Here is a 17,105-nt window from a genome sequence, read left to right as displayed (position 1 = left end):
GTGACCCGGAAGTCATCAAACGCATCATGGCAGACGAGCCGAAATCATAAGCCCCGCGGCCTTCGCCGGATGGATACGCCGAGAACGTCATGCAGCTCTTTAGACAATGATGGCTACAGAGAACTGAAGCCGCTTCTAGGAGCAGGGAAAATGGGGGCACTGGCCCCCCAAAATTACTTATAAAACAATGTTTTAATAACAGAACTCGTATCGCGGTCGTTGCCATTACCAAACATGCTCTTATTGCTCTCCAAGAGAAACCTTATGTCTTCTTCAGAATAGCCGGCATTCTTCAGATGGCGGCCAGCAAGGAAGAAATTTTGGTTTCCTTTTCCTTGCCCTGGCGAAACAGCCCAGTAATTGAGAATATCGTCAGCGCATTGCGTATTTGGACTGCCGGTAAATTGTTTTGGCTTCGTTATCTTGGTTGATACTTTTATATTCCGCGAAAGTTCCCTCGAGACACTGAGAAATTTCGGCATATCGACGAATTCATTGACCTTAACAGTACCGTCAATAAATATATCGCATTCGAAATGAGATCGTGAAGGCAGAAAAAACCACTTAGTTATGTTCCTGCAGTTGTAGTCAATTGGATATTGATAGGGATAGGTCGCATTTATATCTAATTCCAAATTATTCAATATCTGCTTGTAGTTATTTTTATTAGCAGCCTCGTCCATGGGAATGATCACTCTGAAGCTGTTGTAGTTATTTTTTCGTGAAAACGAATGCACGATAAGATGAGTTATATTTTTTTTCTTTAGAAAGATCGACAGCTGCTCCGGACTTCCCTCTGCATCGTCGATGTCGAGAATTAACAAATTGGAAGAAAGAATATTATCTTTTAAAGTGGGTTTGTTCACGTCCACAAAATGACCCTCCCGAAACAGTTGGCACGCTTTCTTATGGTCACTGTGTTTTGCGTTATTTAAATTCGAATGTACTTTGATTTTTGAATAATATAAAAGCAAATTGACAATGTCATTCCATTTGCATGTGTATGTCGTGGGCTTGACGTCATTAAAATTCGTCCATATCCTTAAATCGAAATCGGTATACTGAAATGTTGTACCGTGATCATTTGCAATCTCTCTCTTCCTTTCGCGCAGTGCTTTTTGCCGTAGTCTATTATATTCCTTCTTTTCCGTTGCGGTGCGTACTTTCTTCTCTTCAATTGCGTAAAGTTCTGGAATGGAGAGGTCGATGAACTCGGGATCGGCGCAACCAATTAGATCGCGTTGATGAAAGGCTGCGGCCTTGTCGAGAAAAATAAGTACAACAGGCTTCTGGCAACTCATGTCGCGCAACGAAGTACGCCCGAGAAATTGGTGCTGGCGCTCATATGTCCTAGCAATTTTCACTGTTCGGCTATCTAAATTGTAGAAGTCCGCCAAGAAGGAGAACGAAGCTGGGTCGTCATTCAGATTGGCGAGATGTACGGCCATATTGAAGTGACTGTATTTGTCCTCGCCCCGAGGATCAGGCGAAATTCGTGTTCCGCTCGGTAGGGGCCAAACGAGCTCTCCATCATCTCCCTTCTCATTGTTTAAGCAATAGATATGAGGCTGTTCTCCGAACTTGTGCCTGATTGCTTTGGCTGCTTCGTCGAGAAACTTTTGATATCCAATTGCGTCCATCAATCGTCGGCTCATATCGACCTCCGACAGATAGAAGATGCTCGTGAGAGCGGCTTTATGGCTCAAGTTGCCATAACGCAGCGGAGCAGCAAGTTGAGTAAATCCAACTTGACGTGACCACAGCTGGTAGAAAATGGAGTCGGTGAAATTTGCGCCAGCGACGGTCAGTGATCGGTATTGCAACATTGTAGGCTGCATGACGACGTGAGCTTGGAGCTGTTCTCTCTTGCCTTGCTGCAACTCGTTAAAATGCGCTGCATTGACGTAAACGTGGTTGTATTCATTGCAGATTTTCTGAAACAAATTTTGCAATGCCGTACGGCTAATATGTTCATCATCTCGCGCTGTAGCGAGACTGCGCATTTTATCTGTTGGTGCAAGGCGATAATATCCAGAGTTGCTTGTACTGGCATATGAAAATGCAGAAGCCCAGTAGGCTGCTGTGGCATTCATTTTGTTGATCTTGATGAAGCTATAGGGGTCTGGAATTTCGTCAAGAAATACCGCTCGATTGGTGCTCGGAGTATTGAAAACGACGTTCTGGTTCGCGATGATGACACGCTTTGTGTTGAGGCTCTTTTGGTAAGAGTGATTGACTTTTTCGACGGTCTCGGTCGAGATTATTTTGTTCTCCACCTGCCCCAGGCGTCTCTGATATTCGTTGCTCAACGCGTTAGTTTGCGTTCCTACTGTTGTTTTTTCAGGCGACTGCTCAATCGTGTCGATAATGAAATGAGTTTTTCCTGAACCGATTGGGCTATCTATATAATTTATATTCAACATTGTTATCTCCAAAATAAATAGGATCAAATAGCGGCCTGATGAGCACCATTTGATCCTAAGTATTCGGAATAAATGGATGAGCAACCATTGTTGACTTGATTGGAACAAGTCAGTACATCAGGCTGCTGTCCATATATGTTTATTTATCATAAATTTTGTGGAAAACTCAAGATAAATCGAATTGCGCGACGTCAGCATCGCTTCGCGGCTGACATCGACGGCGAAACGCATAATGCTTTGTATTTTCTTCGCTTCGCTCATAAAATACACGCATTACGACGTTTCGTCTTTGGATGTGCTTCTTGTGCTTTCTTGTTGCGAATAACGGTTCAGAAAATGAATTGTCGCAAAGGGCTTATATATTATTAAGGGTATGTGCGACAGGTCATTTCCGCATAAACCATATGGGTCATATATAAGAACAACAGGATGCGTAGCATCTAAATAATCGGTGGTGCGCCAGGACCGCGGCATGGGAATTGCTGTGCCCTTGAAAATTGGCGTGTCCTTCAGAAGCCAGCGGATTACACCTAGGCCTGGATCAGATTAAACGCGCTGGTTAAATGTTCCGTAGAAATTGCTTTCCTGGCGTCTATGCTCAATTGGAACAATGTCCAATAACGAACGTATTTGAACAGTGGAAATGTGCAGTATTTCACTGTTCAAAAACCATTTACTTTGGTTTTGAACACGGGTACATTTTGCCCATCGATTTTGAACGGGTGAATTGATGAGCCGCACTTTTGCCTATTGCCGTGTTTCTACAAACGAGCAGACAACTGAGAACCAAGTCAGGGAAATCGAAGCCAAGGGTTTCCAAATTGAGAAGCACAGGATTGTCACGGAAACGGTTTACGGTTCATAATCCGCGTTGGAGCGCGCAGGCTTTAAAACGCTGCTGTTGAAGCTTGAGAAGGGTGATCGCTTAATCGTTACCAAGCTCGACCGCCTTGGAAGGGATGTTGCAGACGTCAACCGGACAATGAGCCATCTTTCCGATTTGGGTATTGAAGTCCATTGCCTTGCCCTATCTGGCTTCGAATTGCAGACGGCTATCGGCAAGATGATGCTCAACGTAATCATGGCATTTGCCCAGTTCGAAAGGGAATTGCTTGTCGAAAGAACGCATACTGGTTTGAAAAGAGCTTAAGCGGAGGGAAAGACACTCGGAAGGCCAAAGGCTCTCTCAAAACGGGAATGCGACGAACTGATCGCGGGATCAGCAGAAGGCGTAACGAACTCAGAACTGGCAAGACGTTTGGGCGTAAGCCGGGCGACGGTTATGCGTGCCCTTCAGCATTATCGTTGATAGCAGGTGCCAATGGGGCTGTAATAAAGATGGCTGCTCACAGCTTGTTTACCCAGCGCTTTGGCGGCTTGCTAAAGTTGCGCGTAATGTGCTCTCAAATTTCATTTAAATATTAAGTGAGTTTGCAAATTACAAATTGATCTTTTGCTTCTTGGCTGTTCTATGTTTTCAAATATTTTTTAAGTTTGAAAATCAATATTTATTTTTTTGCACAATAGCTCTATTTTAAATGGACCAGCACCCCAATTCGAAGAATTGGGGTGCTGGTCCATTCGCTTATTATTCGAAATTCAAATTGGAGAAATTTCGAAAAACAATATGGTTCAAAGGCTTAGCCGAGGGCGCGCTCTTTAATGAATAAAAAGTAAAAGGCGAAAGCCAATACAGCCCAAAAGACAAGCGAGTACCACACCTCCATCACCACATGGCCCTTTTGACGTGCTGAGACAAGCACGCGGCCATTCGACGGATTAAGGTATTGCAACCACAAAAAAAGTTGTCCAGGTGCGCGAAATAGCAGCCAACCCAAACCGCGTTTGTCGTCTACAGCTTCATATTCCTCATCAATAATTTCGGATTTTACCTGCTTCAGCGTTTTCGGCTTTTGTCGTTTCGCCATATCTCACCTATTGCTCCCAAATACTCGGTATGCTTGCATAGCATAGCTTAGCGTGAAAGCAAGGCATCCCCTTTGCGTTCTCCCATTAAGCAACTGAAAATATGAATATTTTCAATTTTTGGACATCGAGACTATGCTCGGATCGCGTTATTGCGAAAGCTTGTGATGAAAGGTAATGAGGCGGACGGACTGTAAAATCGGCGATACGAAACGGAATTCTCCGATGCTAAATGGAGAATAGTAGGACGCGGTATTCCAGTTGGAAATTTGGAGGTCGTTGACAAACAACCAGTACACGCGGTGATTTCAACGCCATTTCACATTTGCAAACCTTGGGAGCCAGCGGTGCGTATTCTCGCGTGAATTTCCTTCTCGGCACACCGCTATCGAAATATCGATTCACCGCGTGATAACGGTTTCATCTGAGCCGCCCAGTAATCCAGCTACGCATTTTCATTGAGTCTTCTGCAGGCTTACAGACACGCTTTTTGCATTGCTTCTTGCGACACTTTATGCCACACTTCTGTCGAAGTTGTGATTGAAGTCATTGGATTTTTTCGCATTTTGCCCACCTACTTTTGTAGGCGCCCAGGATCGTAAACATCCATCGGATGCCACGGATCGCACTTCATCTTCTTTCGGGCCGTGGGTGCCCCGAAACCATCCATTCGAAGAGGCGAGCATGGTGATCCGGCCCTGGACTGCGGACGGCAGGCGGACGATTCACCGGGATCGCTGGGTGGATCTGTCGGCCGAGCGGGTGACGACGGCGACCGGCGCGGTGCTCGATCCCTATTATACGCTGGCCTATCCCGACTGGGCCGTCGCCTTCGCGCTGACGCCGGAGGGGCAGGTGGTGATGATCCGCCAGTATCGCCATGCGGCGGCGCTGATCGACCTGGAACTGCCGGGCGGCTGCGTCGACCCGGAAGACGCCACGCCGCTGCTCGCCTCTCGCCGCGAATTGCGCGAGGAGACTGGATACGATTCCGACGAGGCGGACTATCTCGGCCGCTTCGCCGCCAATCCGGCGCTACAGACCAATTACGTGCATGTGACGCTGCTGCGCAATGCGGTCCGCATCGGTGAACCCGCCCCGGAAGCGGGGGAGGAAGTGGCGGTCGAGCTGATGTCGGTGGAGGCGGTGGGGCGTGCCGCCGTGTCGGGCGCCATGGCCAATGCGATGCACATCGCCGCCGTGTTCCTCGTGATGGGCAGGCTGGGAAAATTGCAGTTCTAGTTTTAGTTTTTCGCAATCCCGGCAGCAGAACCGCTCCACACTTTTGCTGGAATTGCTTTGGGCGTTAACCGGCCTCCCGCTTGCTGCATGGCTCCCCTCTGGTATTGTGCGTTGCACAATTTTCACGCATCCGCGAGTATGCAGCCATACACAGCAAGGAGACCTGTCATGACCAATCGTCAACGTCCCGTTCGCGGCGGCTTCCTCGGTCGTGCGATCGCCGTTTTCGGCGCTGCCGCCTCGGCAGCCGCCGCCGTCGAAGCTCATCGCAGCCCCAGCGGCCGCGATCTCGACATCCTCGGCATCGATGCCCGCAGCTTCTCGCGCATCCAGCAGCGCTGATTGAGCATTTTGTCCGCAAAGGCGTCGCATCAACGCCTTTTCCTCTGCGTCCGCGTGGTTAGAATGTCGCCCGGTGTGGGGGGCAGGTGAATGACGCTGAAAGACGAAAAAGGCCGGATACGCAAGGAAAGACTGGAGGCGCGCGATGCGCTCGCCGTCGATATGCGCATCGAGAAAAGCCTCGATATGGCCGCGCATGCCGAGACCGAGTTGCGTTTCGTGCCGGGCACGATCCTCTCCGCCTTCCTGCCGATCCGCTCCGAGCCGGATCTGCGCCCGCTGATGGCGCTGTTGCGCGAGCGGGGGGCGCGGCTCTGCGTGCCCGTCATCCTCGACAAGGAAACCATCGTGTTTCGCGAGCTGCTGGCCGGCGCCGAGCTCGTCGGCAACGGTTTTGGCACTTTGGCCCCCGGGGCTGATGCTCCCGAACTCGATCCCGACATCATGCTGGTGCCGCTCTCGGCCTTCGACCGCCTCGGCAACCGCATCGGCTACGGCGGCGGTTATTACGACCGCGCCATCGACCGCCTTCACAAAAAAGATATGGACCCGCAGCTGATCGGCATTGCCTTCGATTGCCAGGAAGTGGCATTTGTGCCCGCGGAACCGCATGATATCGGCCTGAACGCCGTGCTCACCGAAAGCGGGGTCCGGCGGTTCAACAGGCGGGTGGAATAGAATGCGACTGCTTTTTCTCGGGGACATGGTCGGCAAAACCGGACGCACGGCGGTCTGGGACCGCCTGCCGGGCCTCGTCTCCGATCTGAAGCTCGACTTCGTCATCGTCAACGGCGAGAACGCCGCCGGCGGCTTCGGCATCACCGAGGATATCTTCCTCGAAACCATCAATGCCGGCGCCGATGTCGTCACCACCGGCAACCATGTCTGGGACCAGAAGGAAGCGGTCGTTTTCTGCGAGCGCCACGATCAGTTCCTGCGCCCGGCGAATTACCCCGCGGGCACGCCGGGGCGCGGCTCGGGCCTTTATTACGCCCGCAACGGCGCCCGCGTGCTGGTCGCCAATGTCATGGGCCGCGTGTTCATGCACCCGGAACTCGACGACCCGTTCAAGGCGGCCGAAGCCATTCTCGACGCCGCGCCGCTGAAGGAACAGGCCGACGCCATCGTCTTCGATTTCCATGCGGAAGCCACCAGCGAGAAGCAATGCTTCGGCCATTTCGTCGATGGCCGCGCCAGTTTCGTGGTCGGCACGCACACGCATGTGCCGACGGCCGATCACCAGATCCTCAATGGCGGCACCGCCTATCTCTCGGATGCCGGCATGTGCGGCGATTACGACTCCTCCCTCGGCATGGACAAGGAAGAGCCGCTGAACCGGTTCATCTCGAAGATGCCGAAGGGCCGCTTCGAGGCAGCCTCCGGCCCGGCGACCATCTGCGGCGTCGGCGTCGAGATTTCCGACTCGACCGGTCTTGCGGAAAAGATCGCCCCGTTGCGGCTCGGTCCGCGCCTTGCCGAAACCATCCCGGATTTCTGGCGCTGAGAGACCGCTAACGCAATTGTGAAGCTCCGGGCGGCTGGACCGCGCGGCATGTGAGGCGCATCCTCGGCGCGGATAACGGCTGGGGAGACGGCATGATGCTGCGAATGCTCGCCCTGATCTTTTCGATCCTTGCCATGACCGGCACCGCCCTTGCCCAGTCGGGTGGGGCGAATCAGCCCGTCAGCCAGTGCCAGGCGATCGCGCAAGGCCTGCCGCATGTCGTCTTCGCCCGCTTTTCCCCGGCTGCGGTGAAGGACGAGCCGGTGAAGATCTCCTATCTCGGCCATTCCACCTTTTTCCTCGAAACGCCCGGCGGCGTCACCATCGCCACCGATTACAACGGCTGGTACCAGCCGCCAGTGACGCCCGTCGTGGTGACCATGAACAAGGCGCATTCGACCCATTACACGCTGACGCCGGACCCGGCGATCCGTTACGTGCTGAAGGGCTGGAGCGACGTGCCCGGCGAAAAGGCCGATCATGACGTGGTTGTCGGCGATACCTATATCCGCAACGTCACCACCGATATCCGCGCCTTCGGCAGCGGCGCGATGGAGCATGACGGCAATTCGATCTTCATTTTCGAGACCGCCGGTCTGTGCATCGGCCATCTCGGCCATCTGCATCACGAGCTGACCGATGCCCATTATGCCGAAATCGGCCGGCTCGACATCCTGATGGTGCCGGTCGACGGCGGGCTGACCATGGGGCTCGACAGCATGAGCCGAGTGGTGAAGCGCCTGAACGCGTCCATCATCCTGCCCATGCACCGTCCCGGCCTGCTCGACCGCTTCCTCGACATGTTCGACGGCCGCTTCGACGTGGCGCGCAGCGAGACGGATGTCGTCACCGTCTCGCTGAACAGCCTGCCGAAACGGCCGCTGATCCTCATCCCGCGCGGGTTCTAGGCGCCTGTCAGGCGAAGCGCAGGCGGTTGTGGACGCCGACATCCGGCGTCTTGTGATCTTCCAGATTGGCCTTGGCGATTTCCCAGCCGAATTTCAGGGTGCTGTCGGTCGAGGCCCAGATCTCGGCGTCGTCGACATGCATGGCGAGCATGGTGAGGCGCGGATCGTTCTTGCCGTCCTCGTACCAGGCGGCGACGACGGAATTCCAGAATTCATCGATGCGGGCCGGATCCCTGCGCTGCTCGATCTGGCCGGCGAGGCAGGCATGGTAATCGTGATCCTTGCCGACGATGCAGAAGGTGGCGCGCGCGCCCGGCTTGATTGCCTTGACGATCTCGGCGTCCGTCTTGGTATAGAACCAGATGGTGTTGGTCTTGCGGTCGGTCTGCGGCGCCATGGGCTGCATCAGAAGGCCGGAATTCTCGATGCCGAGCATGCCGGCATGGATCTTGTCGATTTCATCCCAGAGCTGTGTGGCGGGCGCTTCCCGTGCGTCGGTAAAACTGGCCATGTGCGTGGTCCTTTCCCATTGGCGTCGCGCTCTCAAACGTGGCGAAAACGGAAAATGTTCCGGCCGTCGCCGACGCCGCAACCCGCCGTTTTTGAGCGAATTTTGCGGCAATGGCGTGGTTTTCACCGGTTGTTTGTCGCAATTGCCGGCAAAACGGCTTCACAGCTTCGCCGGAATTGCTCTATAAGGCGCCATTCCCAAACCAAGAAGACCTGGATCAAAGGTGCCATGGCTGGCCATTCACAGTTTAAAAACATCATGCACCGCAAGGGCCGTCAGGATGCCGTGCGGTCGAAAATGTTCTCCAAGCTGGCGCGCGAAATCACCGTCGCCGCCAAGACGGGCCTGCCCGACCCGACGATGAACGCGCGTCTGCGCCTGGCGATCCAGAACGCCAAGGCCCAGTCGATGCCGAAGGACAATATCGAGCGCGCCATCAAGAAGGCCGCCGGCGCCGACAGCGAGAACTACGATGAAGTCCGCTACGAAGGCTACGGCCCGGGTGGCGTCGCCGTCATCGTCGAGGCCCTGACCGACAACCGCAACCGCACCGCCTCCAACGTCCGCTCGACCTTCACCAAGGCCGGCGGCGCGCTCGGCGAAACCGGCTCGGTATCCTTCTCCTTCGATCATGTCGGCGAAATCGTCTACAAGCTCGCTGCCGGCAGCGCCGATGCGGTGATGGAAGCGGCCATCGAAGCCGGCGCCGATGATGTGACCACCGACGAGGACGGCCACACGATCATCTGCGGTTTCGAAGCCATCGGCGAAGTCTCCAAGGCGCTGGAAGCCACCCTCGGCGAAGCCGAAACCGTCAAGGCCATCTGGAAGGCGCAGAACACCGTGCCGGTCGACGAGGAAAAGGCCCAGTCGCTGATGAAGCTGATCGACAGCCTCGAGGACGACGACGACGTCCAGAACGTCTATTCCAACTTCGAAGTCTCCGACGAAGTCATGGCGAAGCTTTCGGCCTGAGCCGACCTCGCCATTTTTCCAAAAGGCCCGGCTGTCTCACGACCGCCGGGCTTTTCTCGTTTCAGGCCGCAGCCTTAGAGGCGTCGCGCACGTCTGCAAACAGCTCCAGCGAGCGCAGCCGCGCCTCGACGTCGTGGATCGGCATCGAGACGATGATCTCGTCTGCGCCCGTGGCGGCGGTAAAGCGGTCGAGATGGTCCGATATTGTCGCCTTCGAGCCCACCGCCGCATAACGCAACGTATGCTCGACATTGATCCGCTCCTGCTCGCTCCAGATCGCGTTCATGTCACGCACGGGTCTGGGGAACTGCGTGCGGATGTTGCGGCGCAGGTTGACGAATTGCTGCTGCGACGAGGTGAAGAGATAGCGCGCCTCCTCGTCGGTTTCCGCCGCGACGCCCATGACGCCGGCCATCACATAGGGTCGGTCGAGTTCGTCTGACGGCGTGAAGCGTTCGCGATAGACGGAGATCGCATCGAGCAGCAGATCGGGCGCGAAATGCGAGGCGAAGGCGTAAGGCAGGCCGAGCATGGCGGCGAGATGGGCGCTGTACATGCTCGATCCGAGCAGCCAGATCGGCACATTGGAATTCGCGCCGGGCACGGCGAGGATCGCCTGGTTTTCGACCGGCGCGCCGAGCAACTGCTTCAGCTCGAGAATATCCTGCGGGAAACTCTGGGCGCCGGCTTCGAGATTGCGGCGCAGCGCCTGGGCGGTGCGCATGTCGGTGCCGGGCGCGCGGCCGATGCCGAGATCGATGCGTCCCGGAAACAGCGCTTCCAGCGTGCCGAACTGCTCGGCGATGACCAGCGGCGAATGGTTCGGCAGCATGATGCCGCCCGAGCCGATGCGGATTTTCGACGTCGCCTGGCCGACATGGGCGATGACGACGGCGGTCGCGGCGCTGGCGATGCCCGGCATGCCGTGATGCTCGGCCAGCCAGAAGCGGGCATAACCCAGCTCTTCCGCCTTGCGGGCCATGCGGCGCGTGTCGTCCAGCGCCTTCGTCAGCGTGCTGCCTTCGGCAACCGGCGAGAGATCGAGAATGGAAAGGCTGACCATGAGGATGTTCCTGAAAAAAATAAGCGTTGCTTCCTATCTAGGGAGCGTCAGCCCGCAAAACAAAATTGCCGCGCAAAGTTTTTCACTCCGCACGGCGATTTGGATAGAAAAGGGGAGGGCGGAGGCTTATCCCGCCATACGCCAGCGCTCTTCGGCGAGCACGAACTGGCCGAGCTGGCGGTCCATCTCGCCGGCTTCGCTGGCGAGGCGATGGATGGCGCTGGTGGTATCCTGCACCATGGCGGCGTTCTGGCGGGTCATGCCATCGAGCTCGGAAACGACGCCGTTGACGGCGCGCAGCGTTTCAGCTTCGTCGCGGGTCGAGGCCATGATCTCGCGGATGCGGGCGTCGATCGCTTCCACCTGATCGCCGATGTTTTTCAGCGCGCTGCCAGCCTTTTCGACCAGCGACACGCCGGTTTCGACCTCGGCAGTCGATTTCTTTAAGAGCTCGGAAATCTGCTGGGCGGCGGCGGAGGAGCGTTGCGCCAGTTCGCGCACTTCCTGCGCGACGACGGCGAAACCCTTGCCGCTTTCGCCGGCGCGCGCCGCCTCGACCCCGGCATTCAGCGCCAGAAGATTCGTCTGAAAGGCGATGTCGTCGATGACGTCGATGATCTGGTTGATCTGTCGCGACGAGGACTGGATGGCTTCCATGGCCGAGATGGTGTCGGTCATGATCTTGCCGCTGTGCAGCGTATCGGCCCTGGCGGCGGCGGCGATCTTTTCCGCCTGGCTGCCGCGCTCGATCTGCGAGCGCACGGCCTGCGAAATCGTGCCGATGGCGGTCACCGTCTCGGTGATCGAGGCGGCCTGGCGTTCGGTGCGCTGGGCGAGTTGGTCGGCGCCGCCGCGCATCTCCTCGGAATCGCGATGTACGGCCAGAGAATTTCCGCCGATGGCCGACAACGTCTGGCGCAGCGTCTCGATGGCATGGTTGAAATTGACCCGCAGCGGTTCGAGTGCGGCCGGGAACTGGCCATCGATGCGATAAACGAGATTGCCGCCGGCGAGGTTGCCAAGGCCCTTGTCGAGTTCGGCGACGACGTCTTGCAATTGGCGCGCCTCGGCCTCGCGTTCGGCGAGGCGTTGCAGGCGCTCGGCCTCGGCGCGTTCGCGGTTTTCGATGCCGGCGGCTTCGAGTTGGCGCTGCTCGGTCAGCGAGCGGCGGAAACTTTCCAATGCCCGCGCCAGCGTGCCGATCTCGTCCTTGCGGCTCTGGGCGCCGATCTCGACGTCGAGCTTGCCGGCGGCGACGGTTTCCGTCAGCCCGGCAAGACGCGCCAGCGGCGCGAACATGCGGTTCGAAAAGACGCTGACCACCAGCGACAGCAGCGCCAGCCCGATCAGGCCGCTGACAACCAGCAGGCCGGCGAGTTGCAGCGAGCCGGCTTCCAGCTCCGAAAGCAGGATGCTTTCGACCACCAGCATGGTTTCGCCGCCATAGCCGACCGAACGGGCATAGCTGCGCGCCGCGCCATCGGCGCGGGTGAAATCGGTGACGGTCATCGCTTCGCTGGCCGTAGCGACGGCGGGCGCCTTGATGCCGGTCAGGCGGCCCTGACCGTCGAGGCCGATGGCGCTGCCGCCGGTGCCGACGATGGCGGAGCGTTCCGAGCTTTGCGGATCGATGCCCTTGGCGAGGATGGCGGCGATCAGGTCGTTGCGCACCTGGAACAGGATGACGCCTTTCGGCGCGCCCATCTTGAGGACCGGGACGCCGAAGAAGATACCGGGCTCCTTGCCGGTGGCCTCGGCCGTCAGGCCGGAAAAGCCGGCCGGGGCCTGGTCTTCGCCGGCCTTGGCGGCATTGTCGGCGGCGCGGCGGAAGGCGTTGCCGAGCGCGGTGGAGGCCAGTTCGCCGGAGGCGACATTGCGGGCGAAAACGTCGCTCTTGCGGTAGGAATAGATGATGTTGCCGTCCATGTCGGCGATCATCAGGTCGCTGAAGGCGGAGCCCTTGAGGTAGCCAGCCACTTCCGGCTGCGCCTTCTCATGCGTCGAATAGTAGAAGCCGCTCGGCCCCTCCGGTTTCACCAGCGCGGCGCGGTCGGCATTGGTGTTTTTGGTGATGAAGACGTCGATCAGTTCCTTGCCGGCATTGCCGGAATTCTTCTCGATGGTTTTCCAGCCGCTGCGGAAGGAGGTGATCGCCATCTGCAGCGATTCGATGCGGGCGATGGAGACGGCCTGGCCTTCCATCTGCGCCAGCTGGTCGCGCAGCATGTCGCCGCGGAAGGTCAGCACGCCCTTCATCGCTTGCAGCTTCTCGCTCTGAAAGATCCCGCTGCTGCCGATATAGGCGGTGACGTTCAACACGCCGACCGAAACCACGGTCAGGAGCAGGAAGATCGCCGTGACCTTGAAGGCCAGAGAATGTCGTGTCTTGTGCATGGTTCCCAACTGTTCCGCATCGGAGCCGGACTTTGGCTGTCATGTTGGGTGCGCATCCTTAATTCCCCGTAAATGGTGGGGGTCGAGAAGGGTGTTTCTGGTTTGTTCACATTTGTCTGGCACTGCTCGATAAGGACGGATAGGATTGGCCATGCAGAACACGATTCGAATCATCGGGATCGATCCCGGCTTGCGGCGCACCGGCTGGGGGGTGATCGAGGCGCTCGGCAATTCCCTGCGTTTCGTCGCTTCGGGCACGGTGACGTCGGATGGGGACGCTGATCTCGCCTCGCGGCTCTGCCAGCTCCATGACGGCCTTGCCGATATCATCCACGCGCACAAGCCCGACGAGGCGGCGGTGGAGCAGACCTTCGTCAACAAGGATGCGGTGGCAACGCTGAAGCTCGGCCAGGCGCGCGGCGTCGCCATGCTGGTCCCGGCCCGCGCCGGCCTGCCGGTGGCCGAATATGCGCCGAATGCGGTCAAGAAGGCGGTGATCGGCGTCGGTCATGGTGAGAAGCAGCAGATCCATATGATGCTGAAGATCCTGATGCCGAAGGCCACCTTCAAGGGCAACGACGCCGCCGACGCGCTGGCGATCGCCATCTGCCACGCCCATAATCGCGGCGCCGCACGCCTGCGCATGGCGGCGCTGGCGGCGAGCGCATGATGAGACCTATTCCTTGATTTCTGTTGGGGGCATTTCGCGATGATCGGCAAGCTAAAGGGCACGATCGAGGAGATCGGCGACGATTATGTGCTGGTCGATGTCCATGGCGTCTGTTACGTCGCTCATTGCTCCAGCCGCACCCTGTCGCGGCTGGGCTCGCCGGGCGAGGCGGTGGTGCTGTTCATCGAGACCTATGTGCGCGAGGACCAACTGAAACTGTTCGGCTTCCTCTCGGGGCTGGAGCGGGAATGGTTCAACCTGCTGCAGAGCGTGCAGGGGGTCGGCTCCAAGGTGGCGCTGGCGATCCTGTCGACGCTGACGCCCTCCGAGCTTGCCAATGCCATTGCGTTGCAGGACAAGGCGTCGGTGGCGCGTGCGCCGGGCGTCGGCCCCAAGGTCGCGACCCGCATCGTCACGGAACTTAAGAACAAGGCCCCGGCCTTTGGTGGCGAGGCGGCGCAGAATATCGGGCTGAAGCAGGAACTGGGCGAGGGCGTCGCCCCCGCGCCGGTCGCCGATGCCGTCTCGGCGCTCACCAATCTCGGCTATTCGCGCGACCAGGCCGCCAATGCGGTCGCCGCCGCGTTGAAAAATGCGGGTGAGGGGGCGGATAGCGCCAAGCTCATCCGCCTTGGCCTGAAGGAATTGTCGCGGTAGACAGCTTGATGATTTCCAAGTCGAAAACTTCTCCTTCGTCATGCTCGGGCTTGTGCCCCAAGCATCTGCAAACGGCCGATTTGACGATAGGTCGGCAGATCCTCGGCACAAGGCCGAGGATGACGTCGTGCGGAGGGCAGGTTGTCGTCGATCTCGTAAGGCGTTTTGCTTTTGCTCTGCCAGTTGCTATGAGCAACGAATGCCGTGATCGCTAGGGAAAGTGAATGCCATGAGTGATGCAGACCGGCTCATTTCGCCGGAAAAGCGCGGCGAGGATCTGGATACGGCGCTGAGGCCGCAGACGCTGGACGATTTCACCGGCCAGGCGGAGGCGCGCGCCAACCTGAAGATCTTCATCGAGGCGGCGAAGAACCGTGGCGAGGCGCTCGACCATGTGCTGTTCGTTGGCCCGCCCGGCCTCGGCAAGACGACGCTGGCGCAGATCATGGCCAAGGAACTCGGCGTCAATTTTCGCTCGACCTCCGGCCCGGTCATCGCCAAGGCCGGCGATCTCGCAGCGCTGCTCACCAATCTCGAAGAACGCGACGTGCTGTTCATCGACGAAATCCATCGCCTCAATCCGGCGGTCGAGGAAATCCTCTATCCGGCGATGGAGGACTTTCAACTCGACCTGATCATCGGCGAGGGGCCGGCGGCGCGTTCGGTGAAGATCGACCTGTCGAAATTCACGCTGGTCGCCGCCACCACCCGCCTTGGCCTGCTGACCACGCCACTGCGCGACCGGTTCGGCATTCCGGTGCGGCTCAGCTTCTATACCGTCGATGAGCTGGAACTGATCGTGCGGCGCGGGGCGCGGTTGATGAACCTGCCGATCACCGATGGCGGCGCCCGCGAGATCGCCCGCCGGGCGCGCGGCACGCCGCGCATCGCCGGCCGCCTGCTGCGCCGCGTGCGCGATTTCGCCGAGGTGGCGCGCGCCGAGGCGGTGACCCGCGAGATCGCCGACGAGGCGCTGACGCGGCTGCTGGTCGACAATATCGGCCTCGACCAGCTCGACACCCGCTACCTCAAGATGATCGCCGTCAATTTCGGCGGCGGCCCGGTCGGCATCGAGACCATCGCCGCCGGTCTTTCGGAGCCGCGCGACGCCATCGAGGACATCATCGAGCCCTACATGATCCAGCAGGGCCTGATCCAGCGCACCCCGCGCGGGCGCGTGCTGACCGCCAATGCCTGGAAGCATCTCGGCCTGCAGCCGCCCAAGGATCTGGAGGCGGCGCAGTTCCGCCTGTTCCAGCAGGACGATGAGTGACCCCATGGCGAAGAGAACGCTGATCCGCCTGACCAGCGGCAGGCGCCGCTTCAACTATCGCATCGCCGGCCTCGGTTTTCGCGATCGCCATGTGCTCGTCCACCGCGCCACCCACGAGACCTTCTGGACCTTTCCCGGCGGCCGGGCCGAGATCGGCGAGACCTCCGCCGAGACGCTGCAGCGCGAGATGGTCGAGGAACTCGGCGTCGACGTCGAAGTCGGGCGGCTGCTTTGGGTGGTCGAGAATTTCTTCCATTTCGAAAAGCGCCGCTGGCACGAACTCGGCTTCTATTACCTGATGACCGTGCCGGAGAGTTTTCCTTTCGCGCCCGAGGGCATCGTGCATCGGGTGCAGGACGGCGACAACGATCTCGAATTCAAATGGGTGCCGGCGACGCGCGCCGCCCTCGAAGCCTTGGATATTCCGCCCTATTTCATTGCCGCCGAGATCGAGAACCTGCCGCAGGAGACGCGCCATCTCGTCTGGGACGACGGCAAGCTGCCATAAAGTCGGCCAATCCCCGTGGAATCTGGCGGCTTGGAAAGTCAGGGGCGACGCGTCCCAAGGAGTACGCATGACGGAAATTCCGACCCATCTCAGCGGCGAGATGTCCGAGGCCGGCCACCGGCTGGTGCAGCGGGTGTATTATGAAGACACGGATTTCTCCGGCCTCGTTTACCATGCCCGCTACCTGCATTTCCTCGAACGCGGCCGCACCGATTACCTGCGCTGTCTCGGTGTGGAACAGAGCCGGCTCGTCAGCATCGACGAGGAGGGGCTGGTCTTCGTCGTCCATCGCATGGAGATCGATTTCAAGAGCCCGGCGCGCATGGACGACATCGTCACCGTGCTGACCTGGACCGAGAAGGCCGGCGGGGCGAAGCTGGTGCTCGGCCAGCAGATTTTACGCGGCGAGACGCTGCTCATTGCCGCCCGCGTGACCATCGCCGTCATCAATGCCAGCGGCCGCCCGCGCCGCCTGCCGGAAGGGCTTTCCGCCCAGTTTCTGGCCCGCGCCACGCTCTGAGCCGCATATTTTTTGCGTTGCAGCGAAAGCCTGCGGCGTTGCGGCTCTTGCAAATAAAACTAAACCGTGAAAGTAAAGTTTTGTGGCGCAAGCCGCATCCGCAGCGATGTGGACATTTCTGGATCCGCCGGCCGCGCCCGGAAAAGGCGCCGGCCGGCCCTGCTGTCGCGGACACTAACACTCTTTTAA

Annotated in this window: 16 protein-coding genes and 2 pseudogenes; 13 read left to right on the top strand and 5 right to left on the bottom strand. The window is 58.2% G+C overall.

The window, feature by feature from the left end:
* Nucleotides 1-173 precede the first annotated feature (173 nt).
* Nucleotides 174-2,423: a hypothetical protein gene (locus tag P7F60_RS08055; RefSeq protein ID WP_166096668.1), complete on the bottom strand. Its 2,250-nt coding sequence runs from the start codon at nucleotides 2,421-2,423 to the stop codon at nucleotides 174-176.
* 730 nt (nucleotides 2,424-3,153) lie between these two features.
* Between P7F60_RS08055 and P7F60_RS08050 the strand changes: the two are divergent.
* Nucleotides 3,154-3,573: pseudogene (locus P7F60_RS08050) on the top strand (recombinase family protein).
* A gap of 30 nt (nucleotides 3,574-3,603) precedes the next feature.
* A pseudogene (locus P7F60_RS30815) lies at nucleotides 3,604-3,732 on the top strand (helix-turn-helix domain-containing protein); the annotation flags it as partial.
* Nucleotides 3,733-4,063: 331 nt separating this feature from the next.
* Here the strand turns inward: P7F60_RS30815 and P7F60_RS08045 are convergent.
* Entirely contained in the window at nucleotides 4,064-4,351 is a 288-nt protein-coding gene (locus P7F60_RS08045) for a hypothetical protein (RefSeq protein ID WP_166096669.1), read from the bottom strand.
* Nucleotides 4,352-5,033: 682 nt separating this feature from the next.
* On the opposite strand from P7F60_RS08045, the gene P7F60_RS08040 reads away from it, so the two are divergent.
* From P7F60_RS08040 to P7F60_RS08020, 5 genes are all read left to right on the top strand, one after another.
* Nucleotides 5,034-5,591 (top strand): NUDIX hydrolase, encoded by a 558-nt coding sequence (locus P7F60_RS08040; protein WP_277917179.1) that lies wholly within the window; start codon nucleotides 5,034-5,036, stop codon nucleotides 5,589-5,591.
* A 168-nt stretch (nucleotides 5,592-5,759) separates the two neighbouring features.
* Nucleotides 5,760-5,933: a hypothetical protein gene (locus P7F60_RS08035; RefSeq protein WP_166096672.1), complete on the top strand. Its 174-nt coding sequence runs from the start codon at nucleotides 5,760-5,762 to the stop codon at nucleotides 5,931-5,933.
* Between the two features lie 90 nt (nucleotides 5,934-6,023).
* Complete coding sequence (locus tag P7F60_RS08030; protein ID WP_166096674.1) at nucleotides 6,024-6,611, top strand: 5-formyltetrahydrofolate cyclo-ligase; 588 nt, start codon at nucleotides 6,024-6,026, stop codon at nucleotides 6,609-6,611.
* Nucleotide 6,612: 1 nt separating this feature from the next.
* Nucleotides 6,613-7,437, top strand: coding sequence for a TIGR00282 family metallophosphoesterase (locus tag P7F60_RS08025; protein ID WP_277917178.1), 825 nt, complete (start codon nucleotides 6,613-6,615; stop codon nucleotides 7,435-7,437).
* A 134-nt stretch (nucleotides 7,438-7,571) separates the two neighbouring features.
* Nucleotides 7,572-8,345 carry an MBL fold metallo-hydrolase gene (locus P7F60_RS08020; RefSeq protein WP_277917217.1) on the top strand — a complete coding sequence of 258 codons (774 nt, stop codon included), beginning with the start codon at nucleotides 7,572-7,574 and terminating at the stop codon, nucleotides 8,343-8,345.
* A gap of 7 nt (nucleotides 8,346-8,352) precedes the next feature.
* On the opposite strand, the gene P7F60_RS08015 is transcribed toward P7F60_RS08020, so the two are convergent.
* A complete protein-coding gene (locus tag P7F60_RS08015; RefSeq protein ID WP_277917177.1) occupies nucleotides 8,353-8,856 on the bottom strand; it encodes a pyridoxamine 5'-phosphate oxidase family protein in 504 nt (167 codons plus the stop codon).
* Between the two features lie 228 nt (nucleotides 8,857-9,084).
* Here P7F60_RS08015 and P7F60_RS08010 point away from each other — a divergent pair, with 228 nt between their 5' ends.
* Nucleotides 9,085-9,831: a YebC/PmpR family DNA-binding transcriptional regulator gene (locus P7F60_RS08010; RefSeq protein ID WP_277917176.1), complete on the top strand. Its 747-nt coding sequence runs from the start codon at nucleotides 9,085-9,087 to the stop codon at nucleotides 9,829-9,831.
* Between the two features lie 61 nt (nucleotides 9,832-9,892).
* Here P7F60_RS08010 and P7F60_RS08005 read toward each other — a convergent pair whose 3' ends face one another.
* Together P7F60_RS08005 and P7F60_RS08000 are read right to left on the bottom strand one after the other, a co-directional pair.
* Complete coding sequence (locus P7F60_RS08005) at nucleotides 9,893-10,894, bottom strand: LLM class flavin-dependent oxidoreductase (protein ID WP_277917175.1); 1,002 nt, start codon at nucleotides 10,892-10,894, stop codon at nucleotides 9,893-9,895.
* Between the two features lie 126 nt (nucleotides 10,895-11,020).
* Nucleotides 11,021-13,288 carry a methyl-accepting chemotaxis protein gene (locus P7F60_RS08000; protein ID WP_277917174.1) on the bottom strand — a complete coding sequence of 756 codons (2,268 nt, stop codon included), beginning with the start codon at nucleotides 13,286-13,288 and terminating at the stop codon, nucleotides 11,021-11,023.
* 151 nt (nucleotides 13,289-13,439) lie between these two features.
* Between P7F60_RS08000 and ruvC the strand changes: the two genes are divergently transcribed.
* The 5 genes from ruvC (at nucleotide 13,440) to ybgC (ending at nucleotide 16,916) form a co-directional block, all read left to right on the top strand.
* A complete protein-coding gene (gene ruvC / locus P7F60_RS07995; RefSeq protein ID WP_277917173.1) occupies nucleotides 13,440-13,958 on the top strand; it encodes a crossover junction endodeoxyribonuclease RuvC in 519 nt (172 codons plus the stop codon).
* A gap of 39 nt (nucleotides 13,959-13,997) precedes the next feature.
* Nucleotides 13,998-14,615 carry a Holliday junction branch migration protein RuvA gene (ruvA, locus tag P7F60_RS07990; protein ID WP_277917172.1) on the top strand — a complete coding sequence of 206 codons (618 nt, stop codon included), beginning with the start codon at nucleotides 13,998-14,000 and terminating at the stop codon, nucleotides 14,613-14,615.
* 229 nt (nucleotides 14,616-14,844) lie between these two features.
* Nucleotides 14,845-15,888, top strand: coding sequence for a Holliday junction branch migration DNA helicase RuvB (ruvB, locus tag P7F60_RS07985; RefSeq protein WP_277917171.1), 1,044 nt, complete (start codon nucleotides 14,845-14,847; stop codon nucleotides 15,886-15,888).
* A 4-nt stretch (nucleotides 15,889-15,892) separates the two neighbouring features.
* Nucleotides 15,893-16,396 (top strand): NUDIX hydrolase, encoded by a 504-nt coding sequence (locus tag P7F60_RS07980; protein WP_277917170.1) that lies wholly within the window; start codon nucleotides 15,893-15,895, stop codon nucleotides 16,394-16,396.
* Nucleotides 16,397-16,463: 67 nt separating this feature from the next.
* Entirely contained in the window at nucleotides 16,464-16,916 is a 453-nt protein-coding gene (gene ybgC, locus P7F60_RS07975) for a tol-pal system-associated acyl-CoA thioesterase (protein WP_277917169.1), read from the top strand.
* Nucleotides 16,917-17,105 lie beyond the last annotated feature (189 nt).

Origin of the sequence: Rhizobium sp. YJ-22 (assembly GCF_029601685.1) — a bacterium.
Classification (GTDB): domain Bacteria; phylum Pseudomonadota; class Alphaproteobacteria; order Rhizobiales; family Rhizobiaceae; genus Metarhizobium.
The sequence above is the reverse complement of the archived record's forward strand: the minus strand, read 5'-3'. Positions and strand labels throughout refer to the sequence as shown.

What these genes read in the sequence shown, in the direction of transcription:
- P7F60_RS08055 (WP_166096668.1), bottom strand. Translation starts at nt 2,423, where the DNA reads ATGTTGAATATAAATTATATAGATAGCCCAATCGGTTCAGGAAAAACT.
- P7F60_RS08045 (WP_166096669.1), bottom strand. Translation starts at nt 4,351, where the DNA reads ATGGCGAAACGACAAAAGCCGAAAACGCTGAAGCAGGTAAAATCCGAA.
- P7F60_RS08040 (WP_277917179.1), top strand. Translation starts at nt 5,034, where the DNA reads ATGGTGATCCGGCCCTGGACTGCGGACGGCAGGCGGACGATTCACCGG.
- P7F60_RS08035 (WP_166096672.1), top strand. Translation starts at nt 5,760, where the DNA reads ATGACCAATCGTCAACGTCCCGTTCGCGGCGGCTTCCTCGGTCGTGCG.
- P7F60_RS08030 (WP_166096674.1), top strand. Translation starts at nt 6,024, where the DNA reads ATGACGCTGAAAGACGAAAAAGGCCGGATACGCAAGGAAAGACTGGAG.
- P7F60_RS08025 (WP_277917178.1), top strand. Translation starts at nt 6,613, where the DNA reads ATGCGACTGCTTTTTCTCGGGGACATGGTCGGCAAAACCGGACGCACG.
- P7F60_RS08020 (WP_277917217.1), top strand. Translation starts at nt 7,572, where the DNA reads ATGACCGGCACCGCCCTTGCCCAGTCGGGTGGGGCGAATCAGCCCGTC.
- P7F60_RS08015 (WP_277917177.1), bottom strand. Translation starts at nt 8,856, where the DNA reads ATGGCCAGTTTTACCGACGCACGGGAAGCGCCCGCCACACAGCTCTGG.
- P7F60_RS08010 (WP_277917176.1), top strand. Translation starts at nt 9,085, where the DNA reads ATGGCTGGCCATTCACAGTTTAAAAACATCATGCACCGCAAGGGCCGT.
- P7F60_RS08005 (WP_277917175.1), bottom strand. Translation starts at nt 10,894, where the DNA reads ATGGTCAGCCTTTCCATTCTCGATCTCTCGCCGGTTGCCGAAGGCAGC.
- P7F60_RS08000 (WP_277917174.1), bottom strand. Translation starts at nt 13,288, where the DNA reads ATGCACAAGACACGACATTCTCTGGCCTTCAAGGTCACGGCGATCTTC.
- ruvC (WP_277917173.1), top strand. Translation starts at nt 13,440, where the DNA reads ATGCAGAACACGATTCGAATCATCGGGATCGATCCCGGCTTGCGGCGC.
- ruvA (WP_277917172.1), top strand. Translation starts at nt 13,998, where the DNA reads ATGATCGGCAAGCTAAAGGGCACGATCGAGGAGATCGGCGACGATTAT.
- ruvB (WP_277917171.1), top strand. Translation starts at nt 14,845, where the DNA reads ATGAGTGATGCAGACCGGCTCATTTCGCCGGAAAAGCGCGGCGAGGAT.
- P7F60_RS07980 (WP_277917170.1), top strand. Translation starts at nt 15,893, where the DNA reads ATGGCGAAGAGAACGCTGATCCGCCTGACCAGCGGCAGGCGCCGCTTC.
- ybgC (WP_277917169.1), top strand. Translation starts at nt 16,464, where the DNA reads ATGACGGAAATTCCGACCCATCTCAGCGGCGAGATGTCCGAGGCCGGC.